Below are 21,858 nucleotides of genomic sequence, written 5' to 3'. Positions count from 1 at the left end.
CAATGAAATTGATCTCACTATTACTGTTACACACAACGCTAATGACCTCTTCTGGCTGCTTCTACTTAGTACCTGAAGGTGAAGGCGGAGTGGCAGAACGTTTCCCGATTAAAAGTGAAGTTCCCACTCTGCAATCAAGGCTGAATAAGTGCGAAGCGGTCATTAGTGAACACAATTTAAATGGCAAACAAGACCAATATCCAGCGATCTATCAAGAGATTCAGTTGCTGGTCACCCGTAGCAGAAGGCTGTATGAGGCAAACTACCTTATGCAAGCTCAGCTACCTTTAGAGCAAGCAGAAAAGTTACTGCATATATTAGAGAACGGTGCTGCTTCCTTAAGAGTGAAAAGCCATTGCAACCAACAGCTAACTCAGGAGGCATGCATATGATCCCTCTAATCAGAACACTCATCTTATTTGTACTTTTTAGTGGCAACCTGTGGGCTGAAACACTGCGCCCAGGTGACATGATCCAGATAAAGCTTCCCGGCGAAAGCGCATTTGAACAAAGCTTTCAGTTGGACCAACAAGGACAGATCGTTTTGCCTGAGATTGGTGCGATCAACCTCGAAGGACGCAACTTAAGAGAAGCCAAAGCCCTGCTTAAAAACCGCCTTGGAAGTGTTTATAAGGATCTGTCAAAATTTGATATTTCCTTACAAGAACGCCGCCTTTCAGTCACTGTATTAGGCTACGTAAAAACGCCGGGCGCAGTAGATCTTCCTATTAATTCCAACGTCCAAATGGCGATTAACAAAGCCGGTGGTCTGGCTCAAGGTGCACAACTAAACAAGTTACAGATCCGTAGAAAAAACAAGCTGATCGAATTTGATTACAAACGCTATCTGGACAGTGGTGATCCAAGTTCTCTGCCCGCTCTTAATCCTATGGATGTAATCTTTGTGCCAGCATCTCCACTGATCGGTAATGTCCAGGTCGATTTCGATGCCCGCACACTGACTGCATCTGGTGATGCCGGTAAAAACGGTGAATCGGTAAAAGTATTTGGTGAGGTTCATCGCCCAGGTACCTTTGCCTATAAAGAAAAAGCATCAGTAATGGATCTAATAATGCGTGCTGGTGGTGTAACACGTTATGCCGGTATCGAGCAGATTCGTGTTATCCACAACGGTCAGCCTTTCCCATTCAACATGCGTGAATATCTAGATACGGGTAACCCTGCCCTTATGCCTGAAATTCATCAGGGTGATGTGATCTTTATCCCTCAAGCAACCGAGCAAGTTCAGAGTGGCTCTCGTACTGTTTATGTCATGGGTGAAGTTTTCAAACCCGGTGCTATGGAGATGGGTGAAGAAAGTGGTTTCTACGATCTATTAGCGACTGCAGGTGGTCCAACGCGTTTTGCTGAAACCCGTCAGATTCGCATTATCCGTGCTGATGGCCAAGTCGTTCCTTTTGACTTACAAGGCTATGTCGATGGTCAACGTCGCGGTAGTTTGCCTGAAATTCTTCCGGGCGATGCAATCCTCGTACCTGAAAAAACAGATATGAATGAGAAAAGCTGGTTAAAAGTTCATCCTAATCGTGCGGTTAAAATTATCGGTGCGGTAAGAAGACCTGGCCGTTACGAATGGGCATCTGAGATGACCATGATGGATCTGATTGCCCATGCCGGTGGCCCAATTGCCAGCGCTGACACTGCTCACCTGCAGATTCTGCAAAACCGAGGTAACGGCGTCACTGAGTCTGTAAGCTTTGACCTAAAACACTTCCTAGATAAAGGCGGTGATATTCGCCAGATTCCACGCATTCGCGCCGGTGATACCGTGGTGATCCCAGAACTACCTAAAGATCCAAATGACAACCGCTCACAGTGGGTAAGACAGTCTAGCGACCGTTCTATTTATATCTTTGGTGAAGTGGGTGCGCCAGGCCGTTACGCCTTTAACAACGAACTAAACTTCCTTGATATTTTGTCCGCAGCGCAAGGCCCTACAGGGTTGGCGGATCTATCTAGCGTACGTATCACTCATCGTAAACAGGGTAAAACGGAAGTTAGCCATCTGAATCTTCACAACTATTTCCAAACAGGTGATGAAACTCTGCTGCCTACAGTGAAAAACGAAGATGTGATCTTTATCCCGAAACGTGACCGTGCTTGGTTGGAAAAGCCAAAAGAAACTGTAGTTCGTGTACTGGGTGCGGTTGCGCGTCCAGGTCGCTATAGCTTTGATGACAACATGACTGTCTTGGATCTGTTAGCCGAAGCCGGCGGCCCACTAAACAGCGCTCTGCAGGATCGAATTATGGTGATTAACCGTATTGATGGCGAAGCTCACTCCCGTCTATTCGACCTTGTCGATTTTGCAAAAACCGGTGATTACCGCGACCTACCGGTGATTCGCTCCGGAGACACCCTGTATATACCGGGTAAAGAGCAAAGTACCTGGTATCGATTTGTCAGCACCCTACAGGAATCTGTAACTGTTATATCGTTTGCCACGCTGGTTGGTCTGTAAAGGAGAACAACAATGTTAGCTTTGCATAGACATAGCGCGATAGAAACCGTTTACGCACGCGTACTGCGCCAGAACCTACAGCAATTTACCATCTGTAGTACCCAATCTGACGCAGGCAACACCTCACTGGCCTTAGCTGTCGCGACGCGAGCAGCTAAGGCAGGTAAAAGGGTTTTGTTGATAGAATTGAATACCGGTAACCCCCAGTTAGCCAACTGGTTATCACTCACCAATAATGAGTGGCTACCTTTAACTGGCCACTGGGAGCATGCCGCGCAAGAAACCGATGTACCGGGCTTGATGGTTTTAAACTGCCCAGTGCAGTCGAGTCACTGTGTAGAGTTTAGGGATCTAGAAACCCTTAAGCTTTTTTTAAACAGTTGCCTAAATCTGTTCGATATGGTGATTTGTGACTGTGCGCCGGTATTAACCGAAAAATCACAGCTACAACACGATAACCATCTACCTGTCGATATCATCTGCTCGGCCAGCAAAGCGACGTTGCTAAATATAGTCACTGGACGAACCACTGAATCTCAAGTGGATGAAGCAAGGGAAACGCTGAAAAATAGCGGGGCCATTCTGGCAGGTATCATCATGAATGATCGCTTCGCGCCCTCGCTGCAGCAGGAATTAATCCGAGAAACCTATCGCTTCGAAAAAAGACTACCGAAACTAATGCAGTACCTACGCAAACGTTTTAGCCAGATGACCTTATTGAATCAGGAGTTATAACTTTCTGTCCGCTCCAGCAAGATCAGCGTGAGATCATCATCAGGAGCAGACAGGTTCAAACGCGCTTGTAAAAGATGATCAGCCGCTGCCGCTAAAGGTAGATGACAGCTCCGTTCAATAGCTGCTTTTAGCTCTATTGGCATCTCGACCGCCGCGTCGTTAAAACCATCTGAATAAAGCAAAATCCTATCGTTTATCTCTAGAGAAAAGCACGCTTGTTGATAGCCCTCGATCCCCATACCAAGCATTGGCGACTTAGCCTCAATATCTTTAACCTCGGTATCACTCATCAATATAGGACTCGGATGGCCAGCATTGATGATGGCTACATCCCCATCTGGAGATAAAGTCATTGCTGCAATGGTCGCCAGGGTTTTCTTGAGTACTGGGTCTTCATCAAAGCCAAGGGCTAACTGATTAAACAACGCGGGTAACTCTATACCCAGCGAAGAGTAAGCAGAGCAAAGCCCTCTTAAATAGCCAGCAAGGGCATAAGAAAATCCTTTGGCAGACAAACCATGCCCCATCAGATCGGCAAATAGAAACAGAGATCGATCCTTTTGTGGATAAAACTGAACTAAATCCCCGCCTCCCGCTTCTGGATTGACGGTTCTTAGCTCGATCTCATAGCCTGGGATCTGCTTGGGCAGACTTGGCCGTAGACCTAGCGTGACTTTCTGATCCACCTCTTGGTGAATCTGCGCACTCAGGTGCTCACGCCTGCAGACGACCCGTTGAATGGTACTCAGCAGTTGTTCCCTGCTAACGGGCTTTGAAAGCAAATCATCAATTGGACGTCTTAGGGCTTTGTTTAACAGTTCAGGCTCTATACAACCAGTCACATAGATAAATGCCGTATCGGCGACATCAGGGATATGGGAGATCTTATCGAATAGGGCTGGACCGTCTGCCTGTGGCATGTGGATATCACAGATCACAAGATCCGGCTTATATTTGAGAACAGATTGAAACGCTTCTGCTACTGATGCTGCGCTCAGCACTTTATATTGCGGTAGTAAATATTGCTCAATGACTAAGCGATAGGCTGGATCATCATCCACGACCAGCACGGTGAGAGCTGATTTAGCCTGCGGCCTTGCCTGGCGTAACACCATGACATTACAGGCATCGTCCCGATAACAGGCTGGGACATAGTGCATGTCATCAAAATAATGGGCTAACAGCTTTAAGCCCATTCCGCTCTCAGCGGCAGTTAAGTCCTCAGGATCGTCCAACATCTGACTAAACTGACTAAAGCTCGGACCGTTATCACGAAGTTCTAACCAGTAATCAAATTGATCTCGACTCAAAGTCAGAACAATTTCGGTTGGCTTAGGATCAGGGTAGCGCGATAGATTAACGATTAACTCTGCGGTCGCTAACAGGAATGCATCTTTGTTTTTGCATTCAAATTGTTCCAATAGGGTAGCGAGCTCTTCTCGCACCCTACGCGCTTCTTCCAACTGAGGTTTTAAATGCCATTCGCCTAATATTTCAGTCATTTCCTTGCCCAAACCGATATCGGATAAAATTCAATCACTTGGTGCTTGTAACAGCCTACCCTGTAGCATAGGCTAAGGGTAGGTTTTTGGTTGGAGAGGATTTCCTATGCCCGTACCTGAAGTTAATCGTATTCTGCTTGTTGAAGATGATGTTTCCATGGCGGCGGTTTACCGTAGCTACCTCACCGGTTTGCCGTACCAGATTCACCATGAAGAAACAGGCCAGGGAGCCTTAGCAGCTTTACAGAAAGAGAGCTTCGACGGCATTCTCCTCGATCTCAGTTTACCCGATATGAACGGGATAGAGATTCTCGAGAAAGTAAATCAAGAAGAGATAGCCACTGAGGTGATTGTAACTACGGGCGATTGCTCGATGAACACCGCTATTGAGGCGATGAGACTGGGTGCCCGCGATTATCTGGTTAAACCGTTCAGCAAAGACCGCTTAGTCACCACACTCAACAACACCTTCGAAAGCCAAAAACTCAAACGTATTGTCGAAACTTATCGAGAAGAGATCGATCGTCACAACTTCTGTGGCTTTATTGGTTCTTCTCTGTCGATGCAGCGGGTTTATCAAGTGATCGATAGCGCGGCGAGCTCGAAAGCTACCATTTTTATCACTGGTGAAAGTGGTACCGGTAAAGAGGTCTGCGCTGAAGCGATCCATCAACGAAGTGAACGCCAAAAATCACCTTTTATCGCATTAAACTGCGGCGCTATTCCAAAAGATCTAATCGAGAGCGAGATTTTCGGTCATAAAAAAGGGGCCTTTACCGGTGCTGTTAGTGATCGAGACGGTGCTGCCAGCGCTGCAAATGGCGGTACTCTGTTCCTTGATGAAATCTGTGAGATGGAACTTGCCCTGCAATCAAAACTCTTACGTTTTTTACAGACCGGCACCCTGCAAAAAGTCGGTAGTGATAAAACCGAAAAGGTCGATGTCCGAATTGTCTGTGCGAGTAACAAAGACCCTCTTGCTGAGGTTCAAGCAGGTAATTTCCGCGAAGATTTATATTACCGATTACATGTTCTTCCGATTCATCTTCCACCGCTACGAGAGCGAGAGAATGATGTTATCGAAATAGCACAGAGCTTCCTAACTCAGTACGCCGAAGAGGAAGGCAAAGGCTTTAAGCGCTTTGAACCTGAAACCGAGCTTATTTTAAGCAACTACGATTGGCCGGGTAATGTTCGTCAGTTACAAAACGTTGTCCGAAATATCGTGGTACTACACAATGGTGATGAAGTCACACAAGCTATGCTACCTGCTCCTTTGGATAGCTGTATCAAACCGGTGCAATCAGCGGCAGTACATAGTTTAGCTACTGCGGCACCAGAACCGATGGCTACTGCCCCCGCATTTGCGCCTTCAGATATATCAAGCCCGGTTCAAGATCAGCTTTCAGAGCTTATCAGGCCGATGGCAGATATAGAACGAGAAGCAATTGAACGAGCAATTGATCTGTGTGGGGGTAATATTCCAACGGCAGCACACTATCTAAAAATCAGTGCTGCTACCATCTATCGAAAACGGAATAGTTGGAAAGAAAACGCTTAAGCTTTTCTTTCCAACATAAACTGATCCAGACAATCTAAGCTTTGCTGGGCGAGCGTCAAAAAATCGAGCAGCGATGCTCTTACGCACCCGCCCTCTCGGCAAACCTTCTCAAGACTTCTGGCTTTCTTAGATAGGGTCATCAAGCCATACAAAGCGGAACTGCTGCCAATGGTATGGAGGTTACGTTCGAGAACCGCATCATCAATATCTGGGTTAGAAAGCTCCTCTAACCTTTTATCAACATCCTCTTTAAAAACATTGACTAACTGGGGCAGAACTTCTTCTGATGTATCACGTGCTAACTGATTGACATAGTCAGGTTCTAGCAATTCTGTGCCATCATCCGCAACAACGGATTCGATACTCTGTTTACTTGAATCAACCTTGTAAGTCGCTAATAAAGGGGAAATGACCTGAACCAGCACTTTTTTATCTAACGGCTTTTCCAGATAACCCGACATGTCATATCGATTTATCTTTTCTCTATCTTCAGGCATAACGTACGCAGTAAAAGCGATGATCGGGGTACAGTCCCAATCGTCTCGCAAGCGCAGTCGTTCAGTTGTCTCATAGCCATCCATATCAGGCATGGAAATATCCATAAAGATCAACTGGAAGCGCCCCGGCTGGTAGGCTGCAATCGCCTCAGCACCACTGGATACACAAACGGTTTTAAGTCCCAAGGACACCAGCATATGTTCGACTACAATCCGGTTAGTCGCACTATCATCGACCACTAAAGCAGTGGCATTAAATCTGACATCACCTGTAACTGCTACGCTGTCAGCTGGGGCAACTGATTGGACAACAGCCAAAGAAAAGCTAAATGTACTACCTTTACTCGGTTCACTGCTAAATTGCAGTTCGCCGCCCAGTAAATTCACCAGCTTTTGGCTTATTGAAAGGCCTAAACCTGTACCCTCGTAGGGACGATTTTGCGTATTACTGATGGTAGTGAATTCAGAAAAGATCTGCCCTTGTTCATCCCAAGGGATACCTATGCCGGTATCAATCACTTTAAAGCCCAAGCAATTGTTAACTTGTAAATCTACTTGGAGACTAACCTCACCATAGTCTGTGAATTTGATCGCGTTGCTGAGAAGATTTAGCAGTATCTGGCGTAATCGTTGTTCGTCTATTTCAATCCAATCAGGTATCGACGGATCGATCTGAAAATCGAGCGCAATAGATTTTTCTTCCACCCGCGGCATAAGTAACTGCTCGAGCTGACTGAGCAGCAAACGTAGGTTACATGGCGCTGGAATGATCTCTAACTTATCGGCTTCGATCTTCGAGAAATCTAGAATATCAGAGATGATCGTGAGTAAGCCCTGCCCCGACGCTAAAGCACTTTCGACAAACTTAGCTTGGGATGGATCGAGTTGCGTATCTTGTAACAGTTGCAATAAACCCAGCACGCCATTTAAGGGAGTACGAATCTCATGACTCATCATTGCCAAGAAACGTCCTCTAGCGCTATTTGCACGGTTCGCTTCGGATACCGCTTTTTCAAGAGAAAATTGGGTTTGCTTTAACTCGCTGATATTTAGATGGGAAACGATAATTGCACCGTTATCCGCTTGCGTCTCATGGATCTCAATCCATACATTTGGCTGAAGCTCGTATTGCTTAATGATCGGAAGTGATGCGTGTAACGCTAGCTGATGTTCTATCCACTGTTCAGGGTTGTTCTGGGCTTCGCAAAACAGCCCTTTTTCTACACAGTTTCGAAAAAATGACTCATAGGTGACACTGCCGGAAAGATCGACACCATATTCGCTGTATAGATTTCTAAATTGACGATTAAATCTAAGTAACTTGTCTCCAGCTCCAAACAGCGCAAAACCATCTTGCGCCATTTCTAACGCCCCGATGAGCAGTTCATTCTCACTTTCTGCACTAACTCGACGGCTAATATCTCTGATCATTCCCAAAAATTTTGAATGCCCTTCAATCTCCATTTCCGTGACACTCAATTCTATCGGGAACACCTCACCATTTTTTCGTACACCAACAAGTCTTCTCTGATTCCCTAAAAGCTCTTTTAAACCATCCCCTGTATTGTTAACTAAGTAATAGTCATATTGACTTCGATAAGGCTCAGGCAATAAAAGAGAGAAATCCCTACATCTCAGATCATTTTTGGAATAACCAAAAATCCTTTCAATAGCTTTATTTGCTGATGCAATTTTTCCCAGATCATCAATGGTAACAATACCATCGATAACCGTGTCTAAAATAACCTGTAGCTGGGTAGCAGTAGCTTTGGGAGATAGGTCAGTCGCAGTTGCCAAGACATTATGTTGGACTGAAGGTGACTCAGCTTTCAAATTTGTTTGCGAAAGCGATATATGTAGGTGCTCTACAAGCTCTTGGTTACTCCAAGGCTTCGCTAAGAATTTATGAACAACACCACTATGAACAGCTTTAAGAACCGTATCAAAATCAGAATGCCCACTCAGTATAATCCGCTTAGTGTCAGGCCATTTAGCTTCCACCTTAGTTAGCATCTCAGTACCTGATAATCCCGGCATTCGATAATCAGATAAAATAACCTCTGCTCTGTTTTCACTAAGCCATTGTAGAGCGTCCTCCCCAGATGAAGCCGTTGCGAAAGTGATATCTGCTCGGCGCATCAAACGCTGTAAAGAAGCCAAGATATGGGGTTCATCATCTACCAACAGTACCTGAACATCCATACATCACCCTTTACTTGGCCATTACTTTTGAGAAACGTATATTTCTAACGCTTCTTCTAAGTTAAATTCCATTTCTCTGATGCGCTCAATAGAGACATCATCCAAAACCTGCCCGGCACTGAGTAGTAAAATCCCCTCGCGACTGATTAGATCACGACTTAGTTTCATACCTTTGCGGACTTGGTCGCTAAGGACCTTTTTATCATTAAGAACATCACCCGTTTTAGACAACCCTTCAACAACCTCAGCTAAAATGTTTACCACTTGTTGGTTATAACGTTCTGGAGCCGTAGATTGCATGTAAGTAATTGCTTCCATCGTGCTGTATTGCCGCTCATCATACAAACCGGTAATCATCTCTACGTAATCATTCACAACGCAAAGCACTTGCGCCCGAATAGAGATTTGATCGCCACATAGGCCTTTAGGAAATCCACTACCGTCCAAATATTCTTTGTGTTGCAGAATAATCTGACCAGCTGGATATAACGGTTTGACTAATAGCAATGCTGCTTGAGCTAACAGGGGGTGCTGCTGAAAGGTACGTTGTTGCTCAGTATTCATTGCTAGATAGGGATTTTTAATTAAGTCATCAGAGAAACTTAGTTTACCTATCTGGCGCAACTGCCAAGCATAATAAAGTTGCTTTAACTCCTGCCCTTCTACGCCTGTTTTACTTGCAACGGCAACAAGCAACTGGTTCAGTTTACTGTTTTCTTTTGTAGCCTTTATCCCCAAACGGCGCGCAATTTGGGTGGAGAACATGCGAACGACTGAGCGATAACTCTCTTTAATACGGTCATTCGCCATTTTAAGTTGGCGAGTACGTTCTTGAACCTTGTGGTCCAAGGAGCGATTGAGCGCTTCTAGCTCTTCATTCTTCTCTTTGGTTTCCTGTTGTAGTCTTTCATTTTCCTTTTGTAGGCCTGCAAGCTGAAAACCTTTTTCAACCATCTTTAAGACATCACTGTCTTCCCATGGTTTTAGTAAAAAGCGGCTGACTTTACCGCGGTTAATGGCATCGATAGCCGCTTGCGCCTCGGCATAACCAGAAATAACTATTCGTTCTACATCAGGGAATTCTTTCGCAGCCTTTTCAAGAAACTCTTCTCCGCCCATTTCTGGCATACGCATATCACTAACCAAAATATCGACGGAATTTTCTCTCAGCATATCTAGTGCTTCCACGGGAGATACCGTTGTCAGCACTTTACATCTTAGCGGCCGTAATAAGCGTTTAAGCGAATTAAGAACAGCCTGCTCATCATCAACTAGTAGTATCGTGTTATCCGGATAGCTCATAACCTTTTTTTACTCCTGTACTAGGTCCTGTGATTCAGACTTCTTCAGTAAAGAAGGATCCTTGGTTAAGATCGGTAATGACAGGGTAAAACATGTCCCTTTACCCTCTTCGCTGTCCACCAAAATATCACCGTTATGCTCCTCGACAATAATGCCATAGGAGATAGATAAGCCCAGACCTGTGCCTTCGCCCACTTTCTTAGTGGTGTAGAAAGGATCAAACAATTTATCCAACTGATCCTTTGCAATCCCCTGGCCTGAGTCTTTAATCCTTATTTCTATCCGATCTTCATTAATTGTAGAGCTTACAAAAATAGAACCTGTATCGGTAATAGCTTGCCCAGCATTCACCAGTAAATTTAAAAGTACTTGGTTAATTTTACCGGGTAAACAATAAGTTAACGGAATTTCCGCTAAATCAGTGGATACTTCACAGTGGTACTTCAATTGATTGCTCACAACCTTCAGGGTTGCTTCAATACAGTCATTCAGATTACAAAATTCATACTTTTCAACCTGATCTACATGAGAAAACGCCTTTAAACCTTGAACTATATCTTTAACTCGAGACGAACCTTCTTTAGTATCTTTGAGCAGTTCATCCATATCTTCATTCATAAACTCAAAATCAAGCTCTTCCTGCAACTCTTTAAGTTGAGCAATAAGACTATCGCGCTTTTCACCCTCGGGGGTCTCTATGATCTCTTTGTGGGCCGCGAGTAATTGACGATAGTTATTGGCGTAGAGCTCTAATGTGCCAATATTACTAATCACAAATCCCATTGGGTTGTTTATCTCGTGGGCAACGCCTGCCGCCAGCACACCGATAGAGGCCATTTTTTCTGACTGTAGCAATTTAGCCTGCGCTTCTTTTATCTCTTTATTGGCCTGTTCCAATTGTTTGTTCTTAGCCACTAACTCCTTAGTACGCGCCTTAACCCTTTCCTCAAGAGAACGGTTCAGTTCTGTCAGTTGTACTTCAAACTCATCCCTTCGTGAACTCGCTTCATGTAGATTACTTGCCATCGCGTTAAAAGCGAGTGCTACATCCGCAACTTCATCTCGGCCTTTAACAGGCACCTTAACTTCGAAATCACCAACCGATATAACCTCAGCAGCTTGTGTCAGCACCTTGAGTTGGCGAGTCAAATAGGTACCCAATATCAGAGAAAACAGGGCCACCAGCCCCATCTCTATCGCCGCAATCAATGCGCTTCGCTGCTCAGCCTCTTCAATGGTTTTATTTAGGCTGTTGATATCTAAGCCTAACTCTACTCGACCGTAAACTTGCCCCCCTTCTGAGATTTCTGCGTAGGTATCAAAAATACCGTCCTCAGCGGTCGAAACGGATTGATCTGCGTAAAAGGGTTTCGACAACACATCCGCGCTGCCCTTTTCGGCAAACACTATGTTTTCCGGCCCAAGTACGCGAGCGTAAACTAGGTCTGGATTGACCATTACTTCAGAGACGAAGGCTTCCAAAGAAGCCAAGTCGTAACTGAGAACCGCATCTTTAGACGTAGTCGCAAACAAAGTCGCGGTTGTTTGAGCACGCTTAGTTAAACCTTCATAGTTAGTGGTTCGAAGGTAATCTAAGGTCATGCTAATCAATAGCAGCAGCAATAAGGCTTCAATCGTGGCGATACCTAGTATCGTTTTAAGTCGAAGAGACACTAATGACCCCAGCCGTTACTGCAATAGATGTTCAAGCAACTTAATATCCAAGTCTCTTACATCATCCCAGTCATCATTGGCAGCAACTTCCATCCCTTTGAAATTGATGGATTTTAATAGTGCCTTACCTTCAGGATCATCATTCATGCTTAAAAAGGCTTGCTGTATTTTCTGCATTTTTTCAGCATCAACACGAGGATGAACCGCAATGGCATGGGGGGTGTAACCGGGTGTAGTCCAAAGAACACGTAAGTTTTCTTTTACTTTAGGATCGGTATTGTTGAAAGTTCTCATGACCCCGCCACCTGCTGGAAATAAACCCCGTGATACCGTGAGGTATACAGAATCATGCGAGGAAACATATTTAGGCTCGAAGTTAATGCCATCCTTATTCATCTTTGCACGTGGCAGTACGCTGGCTGCGAATGCAGCTGGAGAAGGGAAAGAAAGCACGCTGGAATCAAGTTCTGACAAGCTCTGGATAGGACTATCTTTTTGTACGACAACAATCCCTTTAATACGTTTATCTTTCTGTTTTAGGATCGCTTGATAACCAGGCTTCTGACTAAACACCGTATAGTGATAGGGATTCATATAAGCGATATCGTACTCACCTGCCAACACCCTCTTTTCAAAGGTAGGAATATCTTGAGCAGTAGCAAACATAATTTTCACACCTGACTTTTCACTTAGATAAGCACTAATTGGTGTCCATAATTTCGCTAACTTCTTAGCTGATTGTTGCGGCACGATCCCTAAAGTTAATGTTTCAGCGAAAGATTTAACCGGCATAAAACCGATTAAACTCGCCAATGCCAATGAATGTAATGTTTTCATTAAGTGCTCTCCTTAACAATAATTTCCGCACAATCCAGAATCTCTTCTGAAATTTCATCCAAAGATTGATGTCCACTCGCCATCCGTTTGGCAACGAAAAGTTGGCAAGTTAATTTCGATAAAGGCTCTTGATTCAATGGGCAAGACTGATATAAAACTGCATTTACTACGTCAGGTGAAAACCCCCATAGTTTCAGTAAATAAGCACCGATTGCATCTATTTCAGATAGATCGTCCATCTCAACTAATGACCCAATGCCATGAAAAAGGCCTGCCAGATAAATCTGATCTCCAGAGTTATCAAGATTTATATTTGAGTGCATCTCTTCCAGTAAAGTTACTACTTTCTGAGCTTGGCCCGCATCAAATTGATTAGGTTCTTGTAGAGAGATCCCGAAAAAAAGAACCAAATTCTCAACAAGCCCAACACCCAGACGCATAATTGCTTGATGTACACTATCCGTCTTCGATTGAAAGCCGAAGAAACTAGAATTAGCCACTTGAATAACTTTGGCTGAGATCGCCGGATCGCCTTCAATGATTAACGACAACTGGCTAATTTCAGGTTCATCTGCTTTGACTAAATACTCTTTAAGTCTGCTATACACTAAAGGTAATGAAGGCAGGTGCTGCAAAGACCCGATTAGCTTCCGCTGGGCATCTGAAATAGGGATGTGTTTTAGCGCCTTTGCCCTTTCAAGCACTTCAACTAGCTCTTGTGCTTCAAAAGGTTTAGGTAAAAGTAGGTGAGCAACATCAGCAGAAGCCAACACAGTGCTATCACTGGTATCACCGCTGATTAAAATACGCATCGCTTCAGGAACACTCTCCTTGACTGCCCTTAGCAGTTGCTCGCCGTCCATTTCCGGCATGCGTTTATCACTAATTACGATAGAAGGCCTCTGATCTTTGATGACCCGAAGTGCTTTAAGAGGAGATGATTCGAAGACAAAGTTCCATTCTCTGGCATACTCCCTTAAGCTTCGCCTAAACGCCCGTAGGGTGCTCACCTCATCATCAATAAATACAACGTTTCCCTGTTTCATAATCAGATTGCTCTAGAGGTTTCAGTTAGCTTTTCTTGCGAGTGTTCCATTAACTGTTCGATCTGTTTAAGCAGCTCAGAATTAACATAAGGCTTCGATAGGCAACTATCAGCACCCAGTTTTACCGCTCTTTCTAACGCAGCATCAGAAGCACCAGAGAGTACTAATATACGTGAAGATATTAGATTATCTGCATGTCTAACGTAACTGATAACATCCTCACCATTCAACCCTGGCATATTAAGATCTAGTGTCATAACCGCAGGCTTTAACTGCGTGAGCAACAAACCTGCCTCAAAGCCATTCACTGCTATTTTGGTCTCGTATCCGGCTCCTCTTAACACTCGTTGTATCGCTCTTGCTGCAGCGGGTTCATCGTCAACGATTAAAATTAAATTCTCGCCTGGGCTAAACAACTCTTCGGGTAAGGGAATATCATGAGCTTTGAGGAAATTTATTAAATTCTCTTCCGATACTCGGTTATTCCCGCGACCTGGCAGCTTAAATCCTTTTAATTCACCTTTTTCTATCCAACGGATAACCGTACGCAAACTTACACCGCAAATTTGTGCGACATCTCCCGATGTATAAGTTTTCATAATCCGCCTGCCCTAAATACTGATCTACTAATTTAAAGTAGTCACGAATTTCCAATTTGTCACAAAAGTCATATAAAAAACTGAGTCATGAATACAAAATCAGTCTGTTACCTCATGAACAAGAGGACATTTATGCCAGCAGCCATAAAATAGTCTATATTGAAGATCACAACTTAAATCGACGGAATGAAGGTAGCGCGCATGAAAGGAGTTATTTTCAATATTCTAGAAGAGATGGTACTAGACCAATGCGGCCTAGAACGATGGAATGCCATTTTAGATAAGCTGTCACTCGATGGGGTTTATACAGCAGGTCAAACCTACCCGGATGATGAGCTCTTTGCATTAGTTACTGAAATTTCAGAACAAACAGGTATAGAAGCAGGTACATTAGTCGGCGCATTTGGCGAGTTTCTATTTGATAACTTAGCCCGGAGATATCCTGCTTTTCTTGAGAAACAACCTGATCTTTGTAGCTTCCTTGAAAGCGTGGATGGTGTCATACATTTAGAAGTTAAAAAGTTATTTGATAACCCAGCCTTACCTCGGTTTGAATACGAAAAGTTAGAAAATGGATCACTGCTGATGCGTTACACCTCACCCAGAAAGCTATGCATTCTAGCTGAGGGGCTAATTAGAGGTGCTGCAAAGAAATACCAGACGCCCATATCGATTACTCACGATATTTGCTGTCATAAAGGCGATCCCCATTGCGACATTATCGTTGAGTTTCACACATGACCAATGCGCCTAATCCCTATAAACAAGCATATGAGCGCGAGCGCAAAGCACGGCTTGAAGCTGAGCACCTTTTAGAAGAAAAATCGCGAGAGCTCTATCAAAAAAATCAGCATCTCGAGCAAAGTTACGAACAGCTTAAAAAACAACAAGCCTTGATGCTGCAAAACGAGAAGTTAGCGACATTAGGTACGCTCTCGGCTGGCGTTGCACACGAAATCAATAACCCCGTCGCCTTCATTAAAAGCAATGTCGAATCACTGAAGCAGTATTTTGACGCCTATAACCTGCTCTTCACTGAAATAAAGCAATTACTGCCGAAACTTCCCACAGATCAGAGAGAATATTTGGAGCAGCAACTAATTGATCAAGATATCGATTTTATCTCTGAAGATATCCCTCAATTAATGGAAGATACTCAAGAAGGTTTGCAACGCGTTAAAGATATCGTTCAAAACTTGCGCAGTTTTTCTAGGACCCAAGCAGGTGATCACGGCAGCTACGATCTGTTAGAAGGTATTAACAGCACATTAAAGCTGCTGCAAAGCGAACTAAAAAATTCTGTAGCTTTAGATGTCTCAGTTGAGCCTCTTCCCAAGATCCAATGTAACTTAAATGAACTGAATCAGGTTTTTCTTAATCTGATATTGAATGCCAAGCACGCTACAGTCGATTCTCAAAGCCCCCGTATTTCAGTGAGATCCAAACACGATGATCAATACGTATATATAGAAATAGCTGACAATGGTTGCGGCATATCCGAAGAGGTACAGAAAGATATTTTCACCCCTTTCTTTACCACTAAGCCAATAGGGCAAGGTACAGGTATGGGGCTAGCCATTTCACACAACATCATCAAAAAACATAACGGCGAAATTCAATTACAAAGTAAAACAGGTGAAGGCACTACTTTCACGATCAAACTCCCTATAAACTGAACTCAAACCACTCCTGTGACCAAAAGGATTTCCATGCTCAGCAACGCAATTATCAACATAACCAATCTTCGTTTACGTACCTTTATCGGTTTTAACCCTGAAGAGATGGAAAAGCAGCAGGATGTTGTTATCAATATCGAAATTCAATATCCAGCGAGCAAAGCATTTGCAGATGATGATGTTGATCAGGCCCTTAACTACAAAACCATCACCAAAGAAGTGATAAAACATGTGGAAGACGGTCGCTTCTTATTATTGGAAAAGCTCGTTTCCGATGTACTAGATATCTGCACAACCCACCCATGGACAGTTTATGCCAAAGTAACCATCGACAAACCCCACGCCCTAAGGTTTGCAGATTCAGTTTCACTCTCTTTAGAGTGGAAAAAAGATCTCTAGGCGCAAAGTCACTACTTTAGAAGTAGAAAAAAACACCTTTACCACTACTTTATATTGAAAAATTCTCAACTTATTCAATGGGAAGACTTCTTGAATTTTGCTTAATCACGTCTAATCTACTGAGAGTCCACCCTAACAAGGTAGTCAATAACTCAGGGAGAGAAGTAGATGGATATCAATCGGTTTAATCAACTTATTCGTCAGGCAGTAAATGATAATAATGCTGCTGCTTGGCATGCCGCCACTGATCACCGTGCTTTTTGCGAAAATCTTTTAGGTTCTTTTGAAGCCCATGAGGTCGTTAAAAATATTCTTATCGACGTGGTCGACGAACTACTGCAACGTAAAGCCGAAGATAAATTCTGTAACTACACCATCGGTGACGGCGTCACCATTTTAGAAAGCGGACACTGCATTCCTGCAACAGTCATCAAACAGACAAATAACTCTGATGGGCTTTCTGTACAATTAGATAAAGTCTGTGCCGATGGGCACTTTGAAAAGGATGGGAACGGTAAAGTCATTGAATTCCACCGTTCTCATGACCGAGTATATATCCATCTAGAAGGGCGTTCACTTAGCCGCTTAGTCGCTGGCCGTAAATTTGTTGACTACTCATCAGCACACTTAGAAGAAGAGATGGAGCGACTCACCTCCAATAGACAACTTGCCTGTTAGAAATAACGTCCCTCATTATTAGTTAAGCAAGCCCTGTGAGGGCTTGCTGTCTATTCACCTTCATCTAGATGCTCTAGCTTTGGTAGAGGGCATCCCATTATGGCCGCAATAGTCGTGATTAACTCGCGTTCTGTCGTTGTAAGCTTGCCATCATGCTCAATACATCGACAAAGACCTATTAGTAAGCGGCGCTGCAGCAACGGATACGCAAGCCCAAGTACATTTACGGCTTTGATAAACACCTGAACATCACACTCTTCGGCCGGTAAAAGGTGGATATTGTAGAGCGAAACCGCACCTGCACCTCGATTGAATGCCCTTTCTGCAGACTCTTCATCCTCATGCCCAAAACGAGCCACAGCAGATAATATTTGCGCATATTCATCACCGATCTGACCTGGTGTTTTATAACGCGGAGCACTCTTAAGCTCAGGGTCATGCTCCCCTGCAAGGTAATGCTGAACCAACTGGAATAAGCACCATTCGAATAGGTCAGTTTTCTTATCCGCTCTAATCAGCTGCATGAGTAGACGCTTGAATTGCTTATACTGTTCAGCTGACATGCATTTCAATGCTGGCATTAATAACTCGATCAGTGGTAAACGACAATGCTCTTGAAGCTTATCTACTGCTTGAGCTGTTTTAAGTACTTCTTTCTCTAATCCTTGAAACTCCGTTGCCTTAATCATCTCCAGTTGTTTCTGGCGTAGCTCACCTTCACTATGGAGCAGTAAGGAGCAACAGATAGACATCGCTCCTAAAGGTTCTTTCGCCTGTTCATACAAAAACTCAGGAATTAGATCTATTTTCTCTCGCGCTGCACTCAAACTATTATCTGTTAAAGCACTCAAACTATTATCTGTTAAAGCACTCTCCCCAGCACCCGTCATAACCGCTGCACCTATTGCAGCAGCCTCTTGAACCCTTTGGCGTTTTTCTTCGCTTTTCTGCTGCTCTTCTTCAAGCTTTCGCTCACGGGTTTCATTACCACGATAAAGAAAGTTGCCATCCCAGTGAGGGTCGACACGCAGAATGCGATCAACAATTGGAGGGTGCGTTGCAAATAGGCTGGAAAGACTAGAGATCGCTTGACCAAAAAACAGATGACTCACTTCGCTACGATGAGAGTTGTTGATCTCACTGCCCGGCGAATATCCACCAATCAGCTTTAATGCATTTGCAATACCTTCAGGATTACGGGTGAACTGCACTGCACTGGCATCTGCTAAAAATTCTCGCTGTCGACTGACAGCAGATTTGATTAGCTTGCCAAAAAATATCCCTAGCCAACCAACGATCATCAAGCCAATACCTAGAAGAGCCACTCGACCATCAGAACGACGATCACTGCCGCCGCGAGCAAATAACTCACCGACTTGACCAATAAATACAATGCCATGCAGCAAAGCGATCAAACGTAGATTTAGACGCATATCGCCATTCAAGATATGACTAAATTCGTGCGCAATAACACCTTGGAGTTCGTCCCGTTTAAAATGTTCGATACTCCCTTGGGTAACACCAATCACCGCATCTGCTGGGGTATTTCCTGCGGCAAAGGCATTAATCCCCATCTCATGTGCCATAAGGTAAACCGGTGGAACAGGCATGCCCGAGGCTAACGCCATCTCCTCAACAACATTAAGCACCAAGCGCTCATTTGGTTCTTCGCTGTCAGGCAAGATACGTACACCACCTAGAGACTCAGCCACCGCTTTACCACCAGAGGATAGTTGCCACCATTTGTACAAAATAGCGCAGCCAACCACTCCTCCGACCGCCAAGCTAATGAGTGCAAAGTTCCGCCAAGAGAAAATACCTGGATTTTCAAATGAGGAGGAACCGTAGACTGCAGCAATGTCTGTGGTGTCACCTGATATAAGCTGAAAAGCGATACCCACCAAAAGATTGGTAATTAGAATTAAGCTCAGAACAGCTAGGCAAAAAAGAAAGACAAGCCAGCCGGTATTGCGTCTGGCTTTGTCCTGTTGCTCAAAAAAATTCATGAATCAGCAACCTCGCAAGTTGTTAGAAACTTACTTTCGGCGCTGCTTGAATCTGCTCGCTGTCATCAAACTCAAGCAAAGTCGCATCTTGAGAGTGACCAAACATGTTTGCGAAGAAAACGGGTGGGAAAGATTGGCGGTAAGTGTTGTATTCAGTCACCGAATCATTAAACGCTTGGCGAGCAAACGCGACACGGTTTTCGGTGGATGATAGCTCCTCCGACAGTTGCATCATATTTTCATTGGCTTTTAGATCTGGGTAATCTTCCATTACAAAGTTCAACTTACCCAAAGCCGACTGCAGCTGATTCTCAGCACCTGACAACTGTTGTAGCGAGTCCGCACTATGTACCGCAGCCGCACCTTTCAACAAAGCGGACGCTTCATTTCGCGCCTGAATGACCGCTTCAAGCGTTTCACGCTCGTGCTTCATATAGCCTTGAGCTACTTCCACTAAGTTAGGAATAAGATCGTAACGGCGCTTTAGCTGCACCTCGATTTGTGAAAAGCCGTTTTCATAACGGTTTTTCAATTTCACTAAGCTATTGTAGATGCTGACTATGTAAAAGATCACACCTAACAGAACAACCAACGTAACAATTAATCCAATGTCCACATCTAACTCCTTAACTATCCATAATCCCTTTAAAAGAGAATCATTCTGATAAAAAGACTATAAGTTAGATTGCGGAGAGAAGAAATAGATTGCCCCTCTAAAACAAGTTAAAAACAGTTAACTTATGCTTTAAAGGCTAGCGACAATTCAGCAGTTAAATCCTTTGCAGATATAGCCCTGCACCCAGAACGATTTTCCCCTGACCACAAGGGCGTAAAATCCCCTAAGCCTTTGCTTTCGGCATAACCACGTAAAGGAGTGATCGCTTGAGTAGAGAAAGGAAAAGCCAATGCAACTTCTGACCAGTCATCCAGATCTTGCATAACACGATTTCGAATGCCTCTAGCAGGTCGACCTGAGAAAAGATTTGTAATGGCGGTAGGGATATCTGTCTGCTGCAACATCGCCCGATGAATTTCGCTGGTCTTAGCCTCATCGCATAACAGATAAGTTGTGCCTATCTGCACTCCTTGAGCACCTAGACCCAACATATCTTTAATATCGCTTTGGTCAGCAATACCACCCGCAGCAATCACTGGAATCGAAAGCTCCGCAGATAATTTTGCTACCAACGTTTTTGTATCCAACTGGGTTTCCAAATCCTTGGTTAAAAACATGCCTCGATGGCCGCCAGCTTCAACACCTTGGGCAATAACCACATCAGCACCATTTTCAGCTAACCAGATACCCTCTTCGACCGTTGTCGCACTCGAAAGCACTGTCGCTCCCCAGGCTTTTACTCTCGCTAGAAGATCAGGTTCTGGTAACCCAAAATGGAAACTCATGACAGGCGGCGCATATTTTTCGATTGCATCAGCGGTCTCTTTACTAAAAGGCATGCGTGACGCTTTCGCACTGTATTCAGGTTCTAGCCCCGCTTCCTGATAGTAAGGCGATAACTGATCGATCCAAGCAGCTATCTCCTGATCGCTTACTGAAGGGACCTGATGGCAAAAGAAGTTAAGGTTAAAAGGGCGATTTGTATACGCTATAAACTGCTCAATTTCGGCACATATCTGCTCCGTAGATAACATCCCACAAGGAATAGAGCCTAATCCACCAGCATCGGATACAGCAGCCGCCAATCGCCAATCCTGCACTCCAGCCATAGGCGCTTGGATAATAGAGACATCAACACCTAACATTTCATTCATATTCATACATTATCCTTCGACTACAAAGCTAATAGGTTGAGCAGGTACGTGCTTTCCTCGGGAGTCTAACCAGTGGAAGTACGCTTAACTAACGCTTTTTAAAGAACCATTTGTTCACTGAAAGAGAACTAATATCTAACTCTAAGTAAAACTACAGATAATTATGGAACTATCCCACTGTAATATAGGTCTGTAAGAATCACTTAAGTGGTGTAACTGAACCTCCAGATAGAAGGATAAACATGAACAAATTCATCTACGTCATGGACCCAATGTGCAGTTGGTGCTGGGCATTCTCACCGGTGATTTCCCACTTAAAAGATAAGTATCCAGAATTGCAGTGGCAATTGCTGATGGGAGGCTTAGCCCCTGACTCAGATCTGCCTATGCCAGAAGCGATGCAACAAAAACTGATCTCAATTTGGCAGCACATTGAGGAACATACTGGAGCTAAATTCAATTTCGACTTCTGGCGCGAGAACACGCCTAGACGTAGCACTTATCCAGCCTGTCGCGCCGTGATTGCCGCTGAGCATCTTGAGTCAGATGCTGCTTTTGAAATGATAGATGCGATTCAAAAAGCTTATTATCAAAAGGCTTTAAATCCTTCGGATATAGAAGTACTTACTAACCTTGCTGCAGAGATTGGTTTGGACAAAGACAGTTTCAGCGCACTAATGACTAGCCCTGAAGCCCAAACAGAATTAGAGCAACAAATACAACAAAGCCACGCGCTTGGCGCTCAAGGGTTTCCTTCGCTATTTATTGCAACAGAAGCCGGAGCACATGCAATTAGCTATGGCTATTGTGGAATCGAGGAAGTAACGAGAAGAATTGAAGCGATTTTAGGCAGGTGAGAATTACAGAGGTAAATACAACGGGGTTACCAGAA

General features: G+C 44.1%; 19 protein-coding genes. 9 read left to right on the top strand and 10 right to left on the bottom strand.

Features of this window, described 5'->3' with window-relative positions; genetic code table 11:
- The first annotated feature begins 2 nt into the window (after nt 1-2).
- From ACMXYT_RS04140 to ACMXYT_RS04130, 3 genes are read left to right on the top strand one after another with little or no spacing between them, the layout of a single operon-like run.
- Nucleotides 3-392 carry a hypothetical protein gene (locus ACMXYT_RS04140; RefSeq protein WP_415911888.1) on the top strand — a complete coding sequence of 130 codons (390 nt, stop codon included), beginning with the start codon at nt 3-5 and terminating at the stop codon, nt 390-392.
- Nucleotides 389-2,482, top strand: a complete 2,094-nt coding sequence (locus ACMXYT_RS04135; RefSeq protein WP_415911887.1) for an SLBB domain-containing protein — start codon at nt 389-391, stop codon at nt 2,480-2,482. The genes ACMXYT_RS04140 and ACMXYT_RS04135 overlap by 4 nt, the downstream gene beginning before the upstream one ends.
- A gap of 12 nt (nt 2,483-2,494) precedes the next feature.
- The gene (locus tag ACMXYT_RS04130) at nt 2,495-3,217 is read left to right on the top strand and encodes a hypothetical protein (RefSeq protein ID WP_415911886.1); all 723 of its coding nucleotides are present in this window, start codon (nt 2,495-2,497) and stop codon (nt 3,215-3,217) included.
- On the opposite strand, the gene ACMXYT_RS04125 is transcribed toward ACMXYT_RS04130, so the two are convergent.
- Nucleotides 3,205-4,719: a SpoIIE family protein phosphatase gene (locus tag ACMXYT_RS04125; RefSeq protein ID WP_415911885.1), complete on the bottom strand. Its 1,515-nt coding sequence runs from the start codon at nt 4,717-4,719 to the stop codon at nt 3,205-3,207. The genes ACMXYT_RS04130 and ACMXYT_RS04125 overlap by 13 nt on opposite strands.
- Nucleotides 4,720-4,825: 106 nt before the next feature.
- Between ACMXYT_RS04125 and ACMXYT_RS04120 the strand changes: the two genes are divergently transcribed.
- The gene (locus ACMXYT_RS04120) at nt 4,826-6,280 is read left to right on the top strand and encodes a sigma-54-dependent transcriptional regulator (RefSeq protein ID WP_415900354.1); all 1,455 of its coding nucleotides are present in this window, start codon (nt 4,826-4,828) and stop codon (nt 6,278-6,280) included.
- Here ACMXYT_RS04120 and ACMXYT_RS04115 read toward each other — a convergent pair.
- The 6 genes from ACMXYT_RS04115 to ACMXYT_RS04090 are packed head-to-tail and all read right to left on the bottom strand — an operon-like array spanning nt 6,277 to nt 14,437.
- Entirely contained in the window at nt 6,277-8,979 is a 2,703-nt protein-coding gene (locus ACMXYT_RS04115) for a response regulator (RefSeq protein ID WP_415911884.1), read from the bottom strand. The two genes, ACMXYT_RS04120 and ACMXYT_RS04115, sit on opposite strands and share 4 nt — an antisense overlap.
- Before the next feature lie 21 nt (nt 8,980-9,000).
- Complete coding sequence (locus ACMXYT_RS04110) at nt 9,001-10,281, bottom strand: HD domain-containing phosphohydrolase (RefSeq protein ID WP_415911883.1); 1,281 nt, start codon at nt 10,279-10,281, stop codon at nt 9,001-9,003.
- A gap of 9 nt (nt 10,282-10,290) precedes the next feature.
- Nucleotides 10,291-11,955, bottom strand: coding sequence for a sensor histidine kinase (locus ACMXYT_RS04105; RefSeq protein ID WP_415911882.1), 1,665 nt, complete (start codon nt 11,953-11,955; stop codon nt 10,291-10,293).
- A gap of 15 nt (nt 11,956-11,970) precedes the next feature.
- Complete coding sequence (locus ACMXYT_RS04100; protein WP_415911881.1) at nt 11,971-12,792, bottom strand: phosphate/phosphite/phosphonate ABC transporter substrate-binding protein; 822 nt, start codon at nt 12,790-12,792, stop codon at nt 11,971-11,973.
- Nucleotides 12,792-13,838: an HDOD domain-containing protein gene (locus ACMXYT_RS04095; RefSeq protein WP_415911880.1), complete on the bottom strand. Its 1,047-nt coding sequence runs from the start codon at nt 13,836-13,838 to the stop codon at nt 12,792-12,794. The genes ACMXYT_RS04100 and ACMXYT_RS04095 overlap by 1 nt, the downstream gene beginning before the upstream one ends.
- A 2-nt stretch (nt 13,839-13,840) precedes the next feature.
- Nucleotides 13,841-14,437: a response regulator gene (locus ACMXYT_RS04090; RefSeq protein ID WP_415900348.1), complete on the bottom strand. Its 597-nt coding sequence runs from the start codon at nt 14,435-14,437 to the stop codon at nt 13,841-13,843.
- Between the two features lie 201 nt (nt 14,438-14,638).
- Here ACMXYT_RS04090 and ACMXYT_RS04085 point away from each other — a divergent pair, with 201 nt between their 5' ends.
- The 4 genes from ACMXYT_RS04085 to ACMXYT_RS04070 all read left to right on the top strand — a co-directional run bounded on the left by ACMXYT_RS04085 (nt 14,639) and on the right by ACMXYT_RS04070 (nt 17,190).
- Complete coding sequence (locus tag ACMXYT_RS04085) at nt 14,639-15,178, top strand: heme NO-binding domain-containing protein (RefSeq protein WP_415911879.1); 540 nt, start codon at nt 14,639-14,641, stop codon at nt 15,176-15,178.
- Nucleotides 15,175-16,113 (top strand): sensor histidine kinase, encoded by a 939-nt coding sequence (locus ACMXYT_RS04080; RefSeq protein ID WP_415905321.1) that lies wholly within the window; start codon nt 15,175-15,177, stop codon nt 16,111-16,113. The genes ACMXYT_RS04085 and ACMXYT_RS04080 overlap by 4 nt, the downstream gene beginning before the upstream one ends.
- A 33-nt stretch (nt 16,114-16,146) precedes the next feature.
- Nucleotides 16,147-16,512: a dihydroneopterin triphosphate 2'-epimerase gene (folX, locus tag ACMXYT_RS04075; protein ID WP_415890536.1), complete on the top strand. Its 366-nt coding sequence runs from the start codon at nt 16,147-16,149 to the stop codon at nt 16,510-16,512.
- Between the two features lie 168 nt (nt 16,513-16,680).
- Nucleotides 16,681-17,190 (top strand): hypothetical protein, encoded by a 510-nt coding sequence (locus ACMXYT_RS04070; RefSeq protein ID WP_415911878.1) that lies wholly within the window; start codon nt 16,681-16,683, stop codon nt 17,188-17,190.
- A gap of 50 nt (nt 17,191-17,240) precedes the next feature.
- Here the strand turns inward: ACMXYT_RS04070 and ACMXYT_RS04065 are convergent, their stop codons facing one another.
- The 3 genes from ACMXYT_RS04065 to ACMXYT_RS04055 form a co-directional block, all read right to left on the bottom strand.
- On the bottom strand, nt 17,241-19,196 hold the full coding sequence (locus ACMXYT_RS04065) for a M48 family metallopeptidase (RefSeq protein WP_415911877.1): 1,956 nt from the start codon (nt 19,194-19,196) through the stop codon (nt 17,241-17,243).
- Nucleotides 19,197-19,218: 22 nt separating this feature from the next.
- The gene (locus ACMXYT_RS04060; protein WP_415911876.1) at nt 19,219-19,812 is read right to left on the bottom strand and encodes a LemA family protein; all 594 of its coding nucleotides are present in this window, start codon (nt 19,810-19,812) and stop codon (nt 19,219-19,221) included.
- 122 nt (nt 19,813-19,934) lie between these two features.
- A complete protein-coding gene (locus ACMXYT_RS04055; RefSeq protein WP_415911875.1) occupies nt 19,935-20,972 on the bottom strand; it encodes an NAD(P)H-dependent flavin oxidoreductase in 1,038 nt (345 codons plus the stop codon).
- 236 nt (nt 20,973-21,208) lie between these two features.
- On the opposite strand from ACMXYT_RS04055, the gene ACMXYT_RS04050 reads away from it, so the two are divergent.
- A complete protein-coding gene (locus ACMXYT_RS04050) occupies nt 21,209-21,823 on the top strand; it encodes a DsbA family protein (RefSeq protein ID WP_415900341.1) in 615 nt (204 codons plus the stop codon).
- Nucleotides 21,824-21,858: the final 35 nt, after the last annotated feature.

The organism is Neptuniibacter sp. QD37_11, assembly GCF_047778105.1.
GTDB lineage: Bacteria > Pseudomonadota > Gammaproteobacteria > Pseudomonadales > Balneatricaceae > Neptuniibacter.
Note: the sequence above shows the minus strand (reverse complement) of the source record. Positions and strands in the feature narration are given on the sequence as shown.

Coding starts and splice junctions, on each gene's coding strand:
- ACMXYT_RS04110 (WP_415911883.1), bottom strand. CDS start 10,281: ATGAGCTATCCGGATAACACGATACTACTAGTTGATGATGAGCAGGCT.
- ACMXYT_RS04140 (WP_415911888.1), top strand. CDS start 3: ATGAAATTGATCTCACTATTACTGTTACACACAACGCTAATGACCTCT.
- ACMXYT_RS04100 (WP_415911881.1), bottom strand. CDS start 12,792: ATGAAAACATTACATTCATTGGCATTGGCGAGTTTAATCGGTTTTATG.
- ACMXYT_RS04090 (WP_415900348.1), bottom strand. CDS start 14,437: ATGAAAACTTATACATCGGGAGATGTCGCACAAATTTGCGGTGTAAGT.
- ACMXYT_RS04125 (WP_415911885.1), bottom strand. CDS start 4,719: ATGACTGAAATATTAGGCGAATGGCATTTAAAACCTCAGTTGGAAGAA.
- ACMXYT_RS04115 (WP_415911884.1), bottom strand. CDS start 8,979: ATGGATGTTCAGGTACTGTTGGTAGATGATGAACCCCATATCTTGGCT.
- ACMXYT_RS04135 (WP_415911887.1), top strand. CDS start 389: ATGATCCCTCTAATCAGAACACTCATCTTATTTGTACTTTTTAGTGGC.
- ACMXYT_RS04055 (WP_415911875.1), bottom strand. CDS start 20,972: ATGAATATGAATGAAATGTTAGGTGTTGATGTCTCTATTATCCAAGCG.
- ACMXYT_RS04130 (WP_415911886.1), top strand. CDS start 2,495: ATGTTAGCTTTGCATAGACATAGCGCGATAGAAACCGTTTACGCACGC.
- ACMXYT_RS04120 (WP_415900354.1), top strand. CDS start 4,826: ATGCCCGTACCTGAAGTTAATCGTATTCTGCTTGTTGAAGATGATGTT.
- ACMXYT_RS04065 (WP_415911877.1), bottom strand. CDS start 19,196: ATGAATTTTTTTGAGCAACAGGACAAAGCCAGACGCAATACCGGCTGG.
- ACMXYT_RS04050 (WP_415900341.1), top strand. CDS start 21,209: ATGAACAAATTCATCTACGTCATGGACCCAATGTGCAGTTGGTGCTGG.
- ACMXYT_RS04070 (WP_415911878.1), top strand. CDS start 16,681: ATGGATATCAATCGGTTTAATCAACTTATTCGTCAGGCAGTAAATGAT.
- ACMXYT_RS04085 (WP_415911879.1), top strand. CDS start 14,639: ATGAAAGGAGTTATTTTCAATATTCTAGAAGAGATGGTACTAGACCAA.
- folX (WP_415890536.1), top strand. CDS start 16,147: ATGCTCAGCAACGCAATTATCAACATAACCAATCTTCGTTTACGTACC.
- ACMXYT_RS04080 (WP_415905321.1), top strand. CDS start 15,175: ATGACCAATGCGCCTAATCCCTATAAACAAGCATATGAGCGCGAGCGC.
- ACMXYT_RS04095 (WP_415911880.1), bottom strand. CDS start 13,838: ATGAAACAGGGAAACGTTGTATTTATTGATGATGAGGTGAGCACCCTA.